Origin of the sequence: Marilutibacter chinensis, from assembly GCF_021725675.1 — a bacterium.
GTDB classification, from domain to species: domain Bacteria; phylum Pseudomonadota; class Gammaproteobacteria; order Xanthomonadales; family Xanthomonadaceae; genus Marilutibacter; species Marilutibacter chinensis.
This window is the reverse complement of the sequence record NZ_JAKJPO010000004.1, coordinates 241,574-256,609: the sequence shown is the minus strand read 5'-3', so window position 1 is coordinate 256,609 and position 15,036 is coordinate 241,574. Positions and strand designations below refer to the sequence as shown.

Annotated in this window: 11 protein-coding genes; 4 read left to right on the top strand and 7 right to left on the bottom strand. The window is 66.0% G+C overall.

Annotated elements, in window-relative coordinates:
* Positions 1-46: 46 nt before the first annotated feature.
* From L3V18_RS09635 to L3V18_RS09600, 6 genes are all read right to left on the bottom strand, one after another.
* Positions 47-1,966 carry a tetratricopeptide repeat protein gene (locus L3V18_RS09635; RefSeq protein ID WP_237054458.1) on the bottom strand — a complete coding sequence of 640 codons (1,920 nt, stop codon included), beginning with the start codon at positions 1,964-1,966 and terminating at the stop codon, positions 47-49.
* Entirely contained in the window at positions 1,963-3,855 is a 1,893-nt protein-coding gene (locus L3V18_RS09630) for a tetratricopeptide repeat protein (RefSeq protein WP_237054457.1), read from the bottom strand. The genes L3V18_RS09635 and L3V18_RS09630 overlap by 4 nt, the downstream gene beginning before the upstream one ends.
* Positions 3,856-4,036: 181 nt before the next feature.
* On the bottom strand, positions 4,037-4,456 hold the full coding sequence (locus L3V18_RS09625; protein WP_255783901.1) for a pilin: 420 nt from the start codon (positions 4,454-4,456) through the stop codon (positions 4,037-4,039).
* Positions 4,457-4,603: 147 nt separating this feature from the next.
* Complete coding sequence (locus L3V18_RS09615) at positions 4,604-5,017, bottom strand: pilin (protein WP_305068985.1); 414 nt, start codon at positions 5,015-5,017, stop codon at positions 4,604-4,606.
* An 867-nt stretch (positions 5,018-5,884) separates the two neighbouring features.
* Positions 5,885-7,246 carry a sigma-54-dependent transcriptional regulator gene (locus L3V18_RS09605; RefSeq protein WP_237054456.1) on the bottom strand — a complete coding sequence of 454 codons (1,362 nt, stop codon included), beginning with the start codon at positions 7,244-7,246 and terminating at the stop codon, positions 5,885-5,887.
* Positions 7,247-7,375: 129 nt separating this feature from the next.
* Positions 7,376-9,067, bottom strand: coding sequence for a sensor histidine kinase (locus L3V18_RS09600; RefSeq protein WP_425493502.1), 1,692 nt, complete (start codon positions 9,065-9,067; stop codon positions 7,376-7,378).
* A gap of 236 nt (positions 9,068-9,303) precedes the next feature.
* Here L3V18_RS09600 and sucC point away from each other — a divergent pair, with 236 nt between their 5' ends.
* From sucC to L3V18_RS09580, 4 genes are all read left to right on the top strand, one after another.
* Complete coding sequence (sucC, locus tag L3V18_RS09595; RefSeq protein WP_237054454.1) at positions 9,304-10,467, top strand: ADP-forming succinate--CoA ligase subunit beta; 1,164 nt, start codon at positions 9,304-9,306, stop codon at positions 10,465-10,467.
* 168 nt (positions 10,468-10,635) lie between these two features.
* The gene (gene sucD / locus L3V18_RS09590) at positions 10,636-11,511 is read left to right on the top strand and encodes a succinate--CoA ligase subunit alpha (protein WP_237054453.1); all 876 of its coding nucleotides are present in this window, start codon (positions 10,636-10,638) and stop codon (positions 11,509-11,511) included.
* Positions 11,512-11,765: 254 nt separating this feature from the next.
* A complete protein-coding gene (locus tag L3V18_RS09585; RefSeq protein WP_237054452.1) occupies positions 11,766-12,149 on the top strand; it encodes an endonuclease domain-containing protein in 384 nt (127 codons plus the stop codon).
* A gap of 17 nt (positions 12,150-12,166) precedes the next feature.
* The gene (locus L3V18_RS09580) at positions 12,167-13,834 is read left to right on the top strand and encodes an NAD+ synthase (protein ID WP_237054451.1); all 1,668 of its coding nucleotides are present in this window, start codon (positions 12,167-12,169) and stop codon (positions 13,832-13,834) included.
* Between the two features lie 120 nt (positions 13,835-13,954).
* On the opposite strand, the gene L3V18_RS09575 is transcribed toward L3V18_RS09580, so the two are convergent.
* A complete protein-coding gene (locus L3V18_RS09575) occupies positions 13,955-14,830 on the bottom strand; it encodes an outer membrane protein assembly factor BamD (RefSeq protein ID WP_237054450.1) in 876 nt (291 codons plus the stop codon).
* Between the last annotated feature and the right edge of the window lie 206 nt (positions 14,831-15,036).

Here is a 15,036-nt window from a genome sequence, read left to right as displayed (position 1 = left end):
GGTCGTTTGCGACCAAAGCTAGGTCTTGCGTAGGAGCTAGACCCGGTCACTCTTCGAGCAAAGCATGAAGGCGCGCGAGCATCTTCTTGCCTGACAGGTCATGCTCCCCTACATCTTCATCCAGTAGAGCCAGTATCTCCTGAGCCCTTTCCCTATTTCCAGTCATCGCGTGGCATTCTGCAAGTAGTCCTAGAACTTCATTTGGCGCACCGGGTTGAGCTGCCAGACCGGCCTGTTCCAGTGCCTTTTGCCAGTCGCCGGCACGGGAGTACAGGATCGCCGACGCGTAGCGCACCTGGTACTTCGGCTTGGCGCTGTCAGCTTGAGCTGACGCCCTGTCGGCGAGCCGCGCGAGGCGGGAAGCGATGATGTCTTGCCGCACCGGGGTACATCTGTCGTTGCGACTGACCTGAACAAGGAATCCGATGGCCTGGACATCGCTCACCATCAGCCGGTCGGGAGCGTCCGTCAATGCGCGGTCAAGAAGCTCCGTCCCACGGATTGAGCCCGCCAGGCACGCGACCGAGAACATGTCGATGTGCGCATCCAGACGCACCCGTGGATCGGGATGCCTGGTCAGTTTGTCGAGGAGTCGGGTCGCGGCTGGATAGTCGCCCTTGTTGATCTTTTCGATGATCAGCGCTTGCGCGGCCCGGATCGACTCCGGATGGTGGACGATTGCTTGCCGGACCAAGGCTTCCTTGCTCTGCCAGGCACGTACCTGCGACGAGGTGATCAGCCCAAGAGCGGCGAACATGGCGACCGCCCCTGCTGGGACAGCAAGACGCCTGATTGTCGACGTGCACAACAGGCCGATGACGGATGGAGCCAAGAGGCCACCTGCTGCCAGTAACAGGCCCAGTGAGGGAAGGTAATTGCGGTGTTCGTAGTACAGATCGAGAGGCAGGAAGCTTGACTCCACCGCATGCGCTCCCAGGAAAAAGAACCAGCCCGCAAATAGGTATGAACGTGTACGACGAGCCGCTATCACCCAGGCGCTGATCGCCAGCAGTGCGATGATTGCAAGTAGCGTGATCGGTGGTGCGAGAATGCCCGTCGATGCCGGGAATCCATCGGTAAATACCCCCATGCGGCCACCGCGGGGGAGGAACCACATGCCGAGGTAGTCGACTAGCGCGCGTGGCTGTGTGAGCAGCCTTTCCAATGGCGTGAAATCCCTCATCTCGTACCCACCCAGAAGGCGGTCCGGAAACAGCATCAATAGTCCGACTGTCGCCAGTGCAGGCAGCGCGACAAAGATCGAATGAAAGACGACAACTGGACGAATGGTGTGCTCGTTCCGGCTGAAATAGGCGGTCTCCAGAACCAGACACAGCAACGGCGCGACCGCAGCATTCTCTTTCGCCAGCATTCCGGCCGTCAGAAGAACGGGGAACGCGATGAACAGCAACGATCCGCTTGTCCGGGACAGCCGGCCGTCGCTTTCCAGTCGCTCCCGCGAGTGAACGTAGACGAGGACAGCCAATAGCGCGAACAACGTGCTGAGCTGTGCCATGCGCTGCACCGCGTAAAGCACCGTGCTCACATGCAGGGGGTGAACGAGCCAGATCGTGGCCAGAACGACGGCAACAGGTTTGGCATGGCGCTTCAGTCGGGCGTCGCGCTCCAGTGCCCAGCTCAGGAGCAGGTAGCTCAGCCATCCGCAGAGCAGGTGGATGACGAGGTTAAAGGCCTTGAAGTAGAGCGGGTCCAGCCCATTGATCGATGCACTGGCCAGGAAGCTGAACATCGATACCGAGCGCCCGAGCGGCCCTGATGTGTTGCCGAATACCACCGTCTGCCAGGACGAGCGGCCGAGAATCCAGTCTTGCAGCGGTGCGAAGTTGATCGCATCGTCGAAGATGAAGGCGCCGCTCAGGCCCGGTCCATAAAGCAGGCAGGTTGCCGCAAACGCGATGAACAGTCCTGTTCCTGGTGAGACCGGGAGTCGCATGGTGCGGTTCATTCAGCCGGTGTTGCGGTCTCGATGGATGTTGCTTCCGCGATGTAGGCCTGCATGCGCGCCACCTCCGCGAGGGCGAGCTGGTCGAACCGGCCAGACCGCGCAGCCATTTCCACGACGGTCCTCCTGGCGAGTTCAGTATCGCCTTGCTGCACTGCCAACTGCACCAGTGTGCTGCCAACTGCGATATCGGCGCCTGGTTGCCACGCCAGCCGGGCCTGGGTCAGGGCATCGGCGCCGCGACCGGCTTGCGCAAGACTCTGAGCGAGCACGAGACGCAGTCGCCATTTCGATTTGCTTGTGTCGGGTTGGTCGCTGGCGACCTCAAGTGCATGAGCCATGGCATCAGCGATACCGGATGGTGTAACGCCTGCACAGGAGGTATCGCCGACCACCCGCGACAGCAGCCCGAAGGCTTGGTAGTCCGCGAGCGTGACCGGCGACAGAGATGCATCCATGGCAGCACGGAGCAATGCCGAGTCTGCGCTCCCTTGGCTGATGCAGTCGAGGCTGGCCATGCCGAGAAAACCGATCTCCCGGTTGTGCGGGTCGCGAGCCTGTGACAGAGCTTCCAGCTGCGCGCGACTCTCCGCGAATCGCGAAGCCTGCATCTCCACCGTGGCCAGGCTCAAGCGCGCGCGCAGCGAGTCCGGGTGATGGGCGACCGATTCGCGAGCGATGGCGTCCATCGACTGCCAGACACGCGCACGCTGGTGGGTCGCCAGACCCAGCGCCACCGCCGCGAGCAGGCCGGCCACGGTCGCCATACGCCGCCATCGCGAGATGTCGCCCGGCGAGTATCGGACCAGGTAGCCGACGCCGGTGACGGCTGCCAGCAACAGCCCCGCCATCGGAAAATAATTGCGGTGCTCGTAGTAGAGGTCGAGCGGCAGAACCGTCGATTCGACCGCATGGCCGACGAGGAACAGGAACCAGCCCGCAAACACGCCTGGAAAGCGGCGGCGCAGCAGCCAGCACGCAATCGACACGCCGATGATGGCCAGCCCGCAAAACAGGGTCGAGATCGGGGTGAGCAACCCGCTTGAGGGGACGAAGTCGTCGTGGTAAAGCCCCATGCGCCCGCCTTGGGGAAAGAAGGTCTGCGAGACGTAGTCGAGCAGTACGCGGCCCTCGGTCAACAAGCGTTCCCATGGGCCGAAATCGCGTGCGGCGTAGGCACTGACCAGCCGGTCCGGCTGCCAAAGCAGGACCGCGATCACCGCGATCGCTGGGGCGGCGAGAAAGACTGTGTAGAACAGGCGGAGGCTACGGCCGCTGTTTTGCCCCCGGAACCACGCCAGTTCGATCACCAGGCACAATGCCGGCAGTACCGCGGCGTTTTCCTTGCTCAGCAGACCGAGAAGCAGCATTGCCGGGAATAGCGCGAACAGTTTCCAGCGCGCCCTACGTGGCCGGCCGGCTGTCTGGTCCAGTCGCGCGCTGGTATAGGCCCACAGCCCGGCAAGCATGAACAGCGTGCTGAGCTGCGCCATGCGCTGGACGACGTAGAGCACGGTGCTGGCGTTGAAGGGATGCAGCAGCCATAGAGCCGCGACCAAGCCCGCAACCGTAGTCCCATGCGGGGCAAGCCGTTCGTCGCGGGACATCAACAGCCGCACCAACTGCCACAGCAGACCTCCACACACGAGGTGGACCAAGAGGTTGGTCAGCTTCATCAACACCGGCTGGATGCCGCCTGCCATGCTCGCATTCAGCGCGAGCGTCGCCATGGAGACAGGGCGCAGCAGCAGCCCCGAGCTCGTGCCGAAGATCGCTTCATACAATCCTGCGCGGCCCTCGAGCCAGCGTTGGATCTGCGCTAGGTTCGCGGCATCGTCGAACAGCAGAGGGCCGGAAAGGCCGATCCAGTATGCCGCGATGGTGGCCAGCAAGGCGGCAGTCAGTAGGAATCGGAGCGGATTAAGCCTGAGTGTCGAGTCTGCAGTGGGCATGGGCGTCTTTGCAGCGAAGGGGCGAGTCCCTTTTCGCGCGGCCAAGCAGAGCGAACCAAGACGCCCCGCCGCGCGGGGCGAATGACCAGCTTACCTGAATGATGTAGGTGCCGAACGTGAGTCAGCGGCACTCGGCTGGAATCTGGGTCCGTGGTACGCCGTTGAGTTCGGTGCAGTGCCACGAAACGCGGCCGCTACCCTCACCAGGCGTCAGTTGGAAACTGGCGTCGGGTCCCCCGGTATTCTGCGTGATTGCGGTGATCACACCACCATTGGCTATGGTCACCGATGCGCAGTAGCTGCTCGCACCGAAGCTGTAGCCGGTGCTGGTCGGTGTGATCAGCGCCAACTGCCCACGGTCCTGTGCTGATTCACCTACCGACAGTTTGGCCGACGCTGCCACGTTCAGGCACTCGCTATTTTTTGCGCGGATGCTGAAGTCCAGATATGCGGGCAGCGCGATTGCAATGAGGATGCCCAAGATCGCGATTACGATCATTAGTTCGATCAGGGTGAAGCCCCTTGTGCGCGACAGTTTCATGTTGGTCCCCTAGCCCGGAATGAGCCCCTGTAAGTTTCAATGCAACAGGCGTGCCAACTGAAGCGCGGCTATCGTGAGGCCGGTCAAAAAAAGAAACCCCGACAGATGCCGGGGTTTCGATACAGCAAAAGACTGCGAAGCTTTGGATCAGCGGCACTCGGCCGGGATCTGGGCATCGTTCTCCTGACCGGTGGCCGAGCAGTCCCAATCGATGCGACCCGCAGCGGCTTCCGGAGCCAGGGTGAAAGTGACGTCCGGGCCGCCAGTCTGCTGGGTCACGGCGGTAATGTCGCCGCCGGCGGCAACGGTCACGCTGGCGCAGTAGGAGCTGGCCGCGAAGCTGAAGCCGGTGTTGGTCGTGGTGACCATGCCCAGGCTGCCGCGATCCTGCGCGGTCTCGGAGACCGCCAGCTTGGCGCCAGCCGCCACGTTCAGGCACTCGGCGTTCTTGGTGCGGATGGTGTAGTTCTGGTACGCCGGCAGAGCGATGGCGATCAGGATGCCGAGGATCGCGATCACGATCATCAGCTCGATCAGGGTAAAGCCTTGCTGCTTCTTCATTGGTATTTCCCCTAGGAGTTGGTTGAACTTCACGTGCCTGCCGGCCCGGATCCCCGGTCCATCGGCTTGCCGTGCTTGCTGCACGTGCAGGGATATATACGCACATCCCGTGCCAAGCGGCCACCTCTGTCTGCACGGACGCTAAATCCCGTCACCATCACCCTATTTTTGTGATGAAAATCACTTTTGTTGTGACCTAAATGGGCGAGCAGGCGGGGAAAACTGACAAAAATTGTCACTTTTGCGGTCCCCTTGCATCGGCGGACTCCTCGCATGGCCGCGCTTGATTAACTCGGCGGACCTTACGAGGGCGGTACTTGGGCGAGGGCCCGAATCCAGCCGGCTCGATTCATGAGGCGCCGCCGGTTCGCGGGAGCCCCTGATGTTTGCCATGGAATCTGAACAGGGTCGCCTCGACGGTTGCGCCCGCTCCTGGAGGGAACAAGGCGCTCTGCCGGGTACGCGGCTGCAGGGCGGTGGTACGGGTCGGATCGGGAATCTTCCGCACCGATGGTCAGGTGGCGCCCGCTCCCTTTCTCTCGCCAGCGCGGTGTTCGAGGCGCGCTGACAGGCGTGGGGCATGGCAATACGTCGTCTGTACGCGTATTGCAGTTGACGGCCAGGGGCGCCCACCCCCCATCCATAGATGCACATATGGAAAGCGGGATGGCGCAGAGATGTCGCGAGGCCCCTGCGGGTGTTCGGCCGAAGAGGCTCTGGGGAGAGAACATCTTGGCGAGGGCGGCCTCGGGCTCCAGCACCCCGGCAGGCAGAGCCGATCCGCGCATCGCGGGCGCCGTGCCCGGGAGGTGACAGGTGAGCAGGCCGCCCCGCACATCTGCCCATTCCCGCCAGTGGCGGAGAGATTCAGTCGATCCCGAGCTTCTTCAGCTTGTAGCGCAGGGCCCGGAAGGTGATCCCCAGCGCCTGGGCGGTGCGGGTCTTGTTGTAGCGGTTTTCCTGCAGCGCGTGCTGGATCGCGGCGCGCTCGATTTCCTCGATGTACGAGGGCAGGGCGCTGGTCGCGGTGTCGCGCGGATCGAGGTTGCGCGGATCGACGCCGGCACGGCTGTCTTCCTCCCGGCGTGGGAGGTGCAGGTCTTCGGCGGTCAGCAGTTCGCCGTCGGCGAGGGCGAGCGCGCGCTCGAGGATGTTCTCCAGCTCGCGCACGTTGCCGGGGAACGGGTACTCGCGCAGCGCTTCGACGGCGCCGTCGTCGAGCGTCGGCACCGGGCGGCCCTGGGCTTCGGCCAGGCGGCCGAGGATCTTGGCCGACAGGCCCGGCAGGTCGTCGAGCCGCTCGCGCAGCGGAGGCACGCGCAGTTCGATGACGTTGATCCGGTAGTACAGGTCCTGGCGGAAGCGGCCTTCGGCGACCAGCTTGGACAGGTCCTTGTGGGTGGCCGAGAGGATCCGCACGTCGACCGGGTTCTCGCTGTTGGCGCCGACCGCGCGCACCGACTTCTCCTGGATCGCGCGCAGCAGTTTGACCTGCATCGGCAGCGGCAGCTCGGCTACCTCGTCGAGGAACAGGGTGCCGCCGTCGGCGCTCTGGAACAGGCCGGGCTTGTCGGCGTGGGCGCCGGTGAAGCTGCCCTTCTTGTGGCCGAAGAACTCGCTTTCCATCAGCTCGGACGGGATCGCGCCGCAGTTGACCGGCACGAACGGACCGGAGGCGCGGGCGCCCTCGGCATGGATGGTGCGTGCGACCAGCTCCTTGCCGACGCCGGACTCGCCGGCGATGTAGACCGGGGCCTGGCTGCGGGCGACCTTGGCGATGGTCTGGCGCAGCGAGGTCATCGCCGGCGACTGCCCGTACAGCCGCGAGGCGACCGCGTCGGTGTCGGCTTTGCGTGCCTCCTGCAGGTCGAGCGCATGGCGGACCAGGTCGCGCAGCACGTTGAGGTCGACGGGTTTGGCGACGAAGTCGAAGGCGCCGGCCTTCAGCGCCTCGACCGCGGCCTCGACGTTGCCGAACGCGGTGATCATCGCGACCGGGGTTTCCGGGTACTTCTGGCTGATGTCGCTGACGATCTCGATGCCGGAGCCGTCGGGCAGCCGCATGTCGGTCAGGCACAGGTCGTAGCGGTTGCGCTGCAACTGGCTGCGCGCCTCGCCGACGCTGGCCGCGGTGTCGCAGCGCAAACCCATCCGGCCCAGGGTCATCACCAGGAGCTCGCGGATGTCGCGCTCGTCATCGACTATGAGTGCACTGCGTGTTTCGGCCATCCTCTCCTCCGCCCGCCACGATAGCCGATGCACGGCCGATGGGCCAAGCATCGGCGCCGCCGCGACCGCGCTCGGGACCGTGGATCCGGCGTCCCCGACGGCCGCCCCGAACGCGGCGAGGCCGGCCGTTCAGCGTCTGCCGGCGACGGCCTGCGCGGGCTTTGCCGGCGTCGCCTGCTCGCGGACGCCGGGGGTGAAGCGGATCCGGAAGCAACTGCCGATGCCCGGTGTCGCGACGTAGTCGAGCGTGGCCTGATTGGCCCGGCACAGCTCCCGGGCGATGTACAGGCCAAGGCCGGTGCCGTGCGGGGACGTGGTGAAGAACGGCCGGAACAGCTGCAGGGCGACCCGTTCGGGGATGCCGGGGCCGCGGTCGATCACGTCGATCCGGTGCTTGCCGCTGCTGTCGGCGGCGACGTGGACGGTGACCCGCGCCGGTTCGCCGGGCTTGCGGCCGTAGAGCAGCGCGTTGTGGACGAGCACGGTCAACACCTGGTGGAGCTGGCGCGGATCGACCATCACGGTCGGCTGGGACTGGCTGGCGGTGGCGGTGAGGGTGTCGTTCTCGATCGGGTGGCCGGCCAGGTATTCCTCGACGAACTGGCGGGTCAGCGCCGCCAGATCCACGTGCTCCGGCTTGGCGGGCTCGCGCCGGGCCAGGCCCAGAACGTTGTCGACGATGCCGTTCATGCGCATGCTTTGCTGGCGCACGATCTCCAGCAGGCGGCGATCGGCCGGCCGGATGTCGTCGGATTCCTCCAGCAGTTGCACCGCATAGTTGATTGCCGCCAGCGGGTTGCGGATCTCGTGGGCGAGGCTGGCGGAGAAGCGGCCGAGGGTGGCCAGGGTGATCGACTCGGCGCGACGCGACACCAGCGAGGTGTCGTCGAGGAAGATCAGCGTCTGCTCGCTGCCTGCCAGCAGCCGGGTGAAGCGCGGCACCACTTCGGGGAGATCGGGGCCCAGCTGCAGCGGCGCCTCGTCCGGCGCGGCGCCGTTGCGCCAGGCGCCCAGCCGGCGGGCCAGCTCCGGCATCGCGATGTCCAGCACGATCTCCTCGTCCGGGCTGTGGCCGCCGAGCAGGGCGCCGGCAGCCTCGTTGGCGAGGCCGATCCGGTTGTGGCCGTCGACCAGCAGTACGCCGGTGCGCAGGCGGCGGATGATCAGCTCGTTGACCTCGACCAGGTGCGCGGTCTCCTCGCCGCGGCGTTCGGCGAGCTCCTGGCTCGCGCGCATCTGGCGGCCCAGCACGCTGGTCAGGGTGGCCATCGCCATGTAGCCGACCGCGAACATCAATGGCTCGACCAGCGAGCCCTGCTGGGACTGGTCCTCGATCAGGCCGGTCCACAGGTGCTCGACGATCAGGCCCGCGACCGCCACCAGCGCCATGCCGATGCCGTAGCGGGTCGGCAGCAGCAGCGCCGCCGCGCCGACGTTGAAGATCAGCATCAGGGCGATGCCGGTGCCGGCGACCGGTATCGCATGGATGGCGAGCAGGCCGAAGAACAGGTCGGCGCCGATGCCGGCCAGGGTGCTGACGCGCAGGTCCCCCTTGCGGCCGAAGACGAACAGCAGGATGGCGACGAAGGTGTAGGCGATCGCCAGCGCGCGGGCGAACAGGTCGTGCCGCGGCGGCGGCAGCTGCTCGGCGATCGGTCCGAACAGGACCAGCAGCAGCATCGCCGCTTCGAGCAGGCGGTACAGGGTGAAGAAATGGAGTTCGCGGCGAAGTGCCTTGTCGGCATCGGCGACTTGCAAGGCGGCGATTCGAAGCGGCAAAGGCTGCGTCCCCGGTGCGTGGCCTGGGACGAGTATAGGCATCGCCGCCGCCGCCGTGTGAGGACCGCTCGTCCCGCGCGGTGGAGCAGGAGCGGTCTGCCGCGGGCCGCCGGTCAGCCGGCGAGGCCTGCCTGCGGGTACCGGGAGCCGCCCGGGCCCTTGGCGGGGCGGTTTTGCCCGACACGCCGCGATCGGCGACAATGGCGGGCCCCCTCGCGTCCGCACCGCCCTGCGGCTGCCACCGCGTGGGACGTCTGTTCAACTCCCCTCGGTGACGCATGAACTTTCACGAATACCAGGCAAAGCAGCTCTTTGCCGACTACGGCATCGCAGTGCCGACCGGGCGCGTGGCCCGCACTCCCGACGAGGCCGTCGCGGCCGCCAAGGAAATCCCGGGCGACCTGTGGGTGGTCAAGGCGCAGATCCACGCCGGCGGCCGCGGCAAGGCCGGCGGCGTCAAGCTGGCGAAGAACTTCGACGAAGTCCGCGAGTACGCCAAGGCGATGCTCGGCGCGAAGATGGCGACCTACCAGACCGCCGGCGTCGAACTGCCGATCGATTCGGTGCTGATCTCCGAGGGCACCGACATCGCCAAGGAGCTGTACCTGTCGGTGCTGGTCGACCGTGGCACCCAGTCGATCACCTTCATCGCCTCCGCCGAGGGCGGCATGGACATCGAGCAGGTGGCGGCCGAGAAGCCGGACGCGATCCACACTCTCAACGTGAACTACGTGGAGGGCCTGCAGCCGTACCAGTGCCGCGAGCTGGGCTTCGCGATGGGCCTGAACGCCAAGCAGGTCGGCCAGCTGAGCAAGATCATGCTGGGCCTGTACCGCCTGTTCAACGAGAAGGACCTGGCGCTGGTCGAGCTGAACCCGCTGGCGATCCTCACCAACGGCGACCTGGCCGTGCTGGACGGCAAGATCAACAGCGACGACAACGCGACCTTCCGCCACAAGGACCTGGCCGCGATGCGCGACATCCGCCAGGAAGACGAGACCGAGGTGCTGGCCAGCCAGCACGACCTCAACTACGTCACCATGGACGGCAACATCGGCTGCATGGTCAACGGCGCCGGCCTGGCGATGGCGACCATGGACGTGATCAAGCTCAACGGCGGCGAGCCGGCGAACTTCCTCGACGTCGGCGGCGGCGCGACCAAGGAGCGCGTGACCGAGGCGTTCAAGCTGATCCTGTCGAGCGACAAGGTGAAGGCGATCTTCGTCAACATCTTCGGCGGCATCGTCCGCTGCGACATGATCGCCGAAGGCATCATCGCCGCGGTCAAGGAAGTCGACGTCAAGGTTCCGGTGATCGTGCGCCTGGAAGGCACGAACGTGGAAGCCGGCAAGGAACTGCTGAAGAACTCCGGCCTCGCGATCACCCCCGCAGACGACATCAACGACGGCGCCAAGAAGGCCGTCGCCGCCGTCGCCGCCTGAGGATCGCCCGGGGCGTTTCCGTGCTCCCGCCCCCTTGGGTCAAGGGGGGGCGAATCCGGCGCAAGGCGCCGGATCGGGGATCTGGAAGCACGCCTCGGCGGACATCGGCGCGCCGATGTCCGAAGCATCCGAAGCCAGTCAACAACAAAGTTTTGAAGGACTACCAGAATGTCCGTTCTCATCAACAAGAACACCAAGGTGATCGTGCAGGGCTTCACCGGCTCGCAAGGCACCTTCCACGCCCAGCAGATGCTCGAATACGGCACCCAGGTCGTCGGCGGCGTCACCCCGGGCAAGGGCGGCACCGAGCACCTCGGCCTGCCGGTCTTCAACACCGTCGCCGAGGCCGTGAAGGCGACCGGCGCCGACGCTTCGGTCATCTACGTGCCGCCGCCGTTCGCGGCCGATGCGATCCTCGAGGCGGCCTCGGCCGGCATCAAGGTGATCGTCTGCATCACCGAGGGCATCCCGGTGCTCGACATGCTGCGCGTGAAGAACGTGCTCAAGGGCCACGACGACGTCGTCCTGGTCGGGCCGAACTGTCCCGGCGTGATCACCCCCGGCGAGTGCAAGATCGGCATCATGCCGGGGCACATCCACAAGCCGGGCAAGATCGGCATCGTGTCGCGTTCGGGCACGCTGACCTATGAAGCGGTCAAGCAGACCACCGACGTCGGCCTCGGCCAGTCGACCTGCATCGGCATCGGCGGCGATCCGATCAACGGCACCAACTTCATCGATGCGCTGAAGCTGTTCCAGGACGATCCGCAGACCGAAGGCATCATCATGGTCGGCGAGATCGGCGGCAGCGCCGAGGAAGAGGCGGCCGAGTACATCGCCAGGCACGTGACCAAGCCGGTGGTCGGCTTCATCGCCGGCGCCAGCGCCCCGAAGGGCAAGCGCATGGGCCATGCCGGCGCGATCGCCTCGGGCGGTTCCGGCACTGCGGAGGGCAAGTTCGCGGCGATGGAGAAGGCTGGTGTCACCACGGTGAAGTCGCCGGGCGATCTCGGCGCGGCGATCGCGGCGCGGCTGGCGAAGTAAGCTCGCATTGCGATGCATCGCGAAAGGCCGCCTTCGGGCGGCCTTTTTTGTTTGAGGCGGGGAGGAAGAGCGCCCTCACCCCAACCCCTCTCCCGCACGCGGGAGAGGGGCTTTAACCCGAAGCCGCTGCTTTCATAGCCCCTCTCCCGCGTGCGGGAGAGGGGTTGGGGTGAGGGCTGCCTTTAGGATTTTTCCTATGGTTTCTGATCCGCGATTCGTTGATCCTGCCCCCATCCAGAAGCAGGAGCGCAAGGATGCGCCAAGGTGAGAAACGCGATTTCGCCCGCCAGTTGCGCCGAGCCATGACTGATGCCGAGCGCCGTCTCTGGTGCCACCTACGCAATCGTGTCCTGATGGGGTGGAAATTCCGCCGCCAGCATCCGATCGGGCCCTACATCACCGATTTCGCCTGTATCGAGGCGGAGCTGGTGGTCGAACTCGATGGAGGCCAGCATGCCGAGGACCCGCGCGATGCCATCCGCGATGCCTTCCTGCAGGCCGAGGGCTACCGCGTGCTCAGATTCTGGAACAATGACGCCCTGGAGCGGACCGAGGTGGTGCTTGAAGTGATCCTTGCGGCGCTGGTGTCCGCCGGCCCTCACCCCAGCCTCTCTTCCGCGGACGGGAGAGCGGCCTGAACAAGGCTATCGACCGCATGACCAAGACTCTCCGCATCGCCATGGCCCAGTTCGACTTCCCGGTCGGGGCGGTCCGCGAAAACGCCGAACGCATCGTCGCGATGATCGACGAAGCGCGCGACGAATATGGCGCCCAGGTGGTGCTGTTCCCGGAACTGGCGCTGAGCGGCTATCCGCCGGAGGATCTGCTGATGCGGCCGGGCTTCCTGGCCGATTGCCATGATGCGCTGGAGGGCATCGCCGCGCGGGTGCATGGCATCACCGCGGTGGTCGGCTGGCCGCAGGCGGCCGGCAGCGTGGTCTACAACGCCGCCAGCGTGCTGCGCGACGGCCGGGTCGCCCATACCTACCGCAAGCGCGAGCTGCCGAACTATGCGGTATTCGACGAACGTCGCTACTTCACCATGGATCCCGATGGGGAGGCCTGCGTGTTCGAGGTCGAGGGTGTGCGGTGCGGAATGGTGATCTGCGAGGACCTGTGGTTCGCCGAGCCGATGTCCGAGGCGGTCGCCGCCGGCGCCGAACTGATGCTGGTGCCGAATGCTTCGCCGTTCGAGCGCGACAAGCACGCCGACCGCGATGCGCTGATCGGTCGCCGCATCCGCGAAAGCCGTGCGCATGGGCCGGGTGTCGGCCTGGCTTACCTCAACGTGGTCGGTGGACAGGACGCGCTGATGTTCGACGGTGCGTCGGTCGTCGCCGACGCCGACGGCAGCGTGCATCCGGCGGCCGCTGCGTTCACCGACCAGTGGCTGGTGGTCGATTTCGACCGCGAGAGCCGCAGCTTCCTGCCGGTGCAGTGGATGGACGACGGCGACGAAAGCCGCGATGCGCTGGCCTGGCGCGCGGTGGTGCGCGGGGTGCAGGACTATTGTCGCAAGAACGGCTTCGGCAAGGTCTGGCTGGGACTGTCGGGTGGCATCGATTCGGCGGTCGTGCTGGCGATCGCGGTGGACGCGCTGGGGGCGGAGAACGTCACCGCCGTGCGGATGCCGTCGCGCTATACCGCCGGGTTGTCCAACGATCTGGCCGCGATCCAGTGCGCGTCGCTCGGGGTGGAGCTGATGACGCTGCCGATCGAGAAGCCGTTCCAGGGTTTTCTCGATGCGCTGGCCGACACGTTCGAGGGGCGGGCAGCCGACACCACCGAGGAGAACCTGCAGTCGCGCACGCGCGGCGCGCTGCTGATGGCGCTGAGCAACAAGTTCGGCGGACTGCTGCTGACCACCGGCAACAAGAGCGAGTATGCGGTCGGCTACGCGACCATCTACGGCGACATGTGCGGCGGCTATGCGCCGATCAAGGACCTGTACAAGACCGAGGTATACGCGCTCGCGCGCTGGCGCAACACGGTCGGCGGCAGTGCGCCGCACGGTGGCGAAGTGATCCCGCAGAGCGTGATCGACCGGCCACCGTCAGCCGAGCTGCGCGAAGGCCAGAAGGACCAGGATTCGTTGCCGCCGTACGACGTGCTGGATGCGATCCTGCTGCGCTACGTCGACCAGGAACAGTCGCGCGACGACATCGTCTCGGCCGGCTACGATGCGGCGACCGTCGACAAGGTACTGCGGCTGGTGCGGATCAGCGAATGGAAACGGCACCAGTCGGCGCCCGGGCCGAAGGTATCGCGTCGGGCCTTCAGCCGCGAACGCCGCTACCCGATCACCAACGGCTACGGTTCCTGAGGCGGCGCGCCCGGGGCGTCTGGAGATCCGGGGCCCGCTGCGGTCGCCGCCAACGAAAACGCCGCCTCGAGGGCGGCGTTTTCGTTGGCGGAAGCGCGAGAGCCGGGTCTGTCCGCGTGCTCAGTCTTCCATGTTGTCGAGGGCCGACTTCTCGCCCGCGAACGGATTCAGCTTGCGCCAGTCGCTCGGGTAGTCCGGCCAGTCGCCCGTCAGGTAGGGATGGTCGGGAGCCTGCTGCTGCAGGGTCGCGCGCGCGCTGGAGGCCAGCGCCTCGTTGCCGAGGCCTTCGTAGGCGGCGACCAGCGTGGCGACCGCGTCGTTCTGGTACTTGCTGCCCGGATAGGTCTCCATCAGCGCGGTCGCCCGGTTGGCCGCGGCGACGTAGGCGGTGCGACGCAGATAGTACAGGGCGACGTCCATCTCATGGCGGGCGAAGGTGTCGCGCAGGTCGTTCATCCGTGCCTGCGCGTCGGCGGCATAACGGCTGTTCGGGTAACGCTCGACCACCAGCCGGAAGTCGTTGTAGGCCTGGCGCGGGGTGTCCAGGTCGCGACGGCTGGCATCCAGGCGCCAGACCCGCTGCAGGAACACCGCATCGCGGCTGGAGTTCGCCAGCCCGCGCAGGTAGTACATGTAAGCCGCGTTGCGATGGGTCGGGTAGGTGCGCAGGAAGCGGTCGATGCTGCTGACCGCGTCGTCGTGCTTGCCCGCCTTGTACTGGGCATAGGCGGTTTCGATCAGGGCCTGTTCGGTGTACGGGCCGTACGGATACTGCGCGACCAGCCGCTTGAACGTGGTTTCCGCCGACGCCCAGTTGCCGTTGCGCATCGACTTGCTGGCCTTTTCGTACAGGGCCTCGACCGGCTGGCCTTCGTCGCTGTCCTTGTCCTTGAAGCGGGAGCAGCCGGTCGCCAGCAACGCGGCCATCACCAGCAGCGCGGCGATCCGGGGCAGGGGGCGGGAAAGGAGGGAGCCGGGGGTGGAGCTTGGGGTCATGGCAGGCTTCGACGGGCGCCGGGGGCACGAACTGCCGATAATAGCAGTACGGGCCAACGTGGCCTTAATCGATGCCGGGGTCTGGGGCCGCAAGGCCCGGCGTTATCGCCGGGTCGCGTATCGACATACACTTCTCCGTTCTTACGGCTCCGCACGGCCCAGACCCGGCGCGGTGCCCCGACAGCGTTGACAGATTCCGGCCGAGA

What these genes read in the sequence shown, in the direction of transcription:
- L3V18_RS09635 (WP_237054458.1), bottom strand. Translation starts at nt 1,966, where the DNA reads ATGAACCGCACCATGCGACTCCCGGTCTCACCAGGAACAGGACTGTTC.
- L3V18_RS09625 (WP_255783901.1), bottom strand. Translation starts at nt 4,456, where the DNA reads ATGAAACTGTCGCGCACAAGGGGCTTCACCCTGATCGAACTAATGATC.
- L3V18_RS09615 (WP_305068985.1), bottom strand. Translation starts at nt 5,017, where the DNA reads ATGAAGAAGCAGCAAGGCTTTACCCTGATCGAGCTGATGATCGTGATC.
- L3V18_RS09605 (WP_237054456.1), bottom strand. Translation starts at nt 7,246, where the DNA reads ATGGCCGAAACACGCAGTGCACTCATAGTCGATGACGAGCGCGACATC.
- L3V18_RS09600 (WP_425493502.1), bottom strand. Translation starts at nt 9,067, where the DNA reads ATGCCTATACTCGTCCCAGGCCACGCACCGGGGACGCAGCCTTTGCCG.
- sucC (WP_237054454.1), top strand. Translation starts at nt 9,304, where the DNA reads ATGAACTTTCACGAATACCAGGCAAAGCAGCTCTTTGCCGACTACGGC.
- sucD (WP_237054453.1), top strand. Translation starts at nt 10,636, where the DNA reads ATGTCCGTTCTCATCAACAAGAACACCAAGGTGATCGTGCAGGGCTTC.
- L3V18_RS09585 (WP_237054452.1), top strand. Translation starts at nt 11,766, where the DNA reads ATGCGCCAAGGTGAGAAACGCGATTTCGCCCGCCAGTTGCGCCGAGCC.
- L3V18_RS09580 (WP_237054451.1), top strand. Translation starts at nt 12,167, where the DNA reads ATGACCAAGACTCTCCGCATCGCCATGGCCCAGTTCGACTTCCCGGTC.
- L3V18_RS09575 (WP_237054450.1), bottom strand. Translation starts at nt 14,830, where the DNA reads ATGACCCCAAGCTCCACCCCCGGCTCCCTCCTTTCCCGCCCCCTGCCC.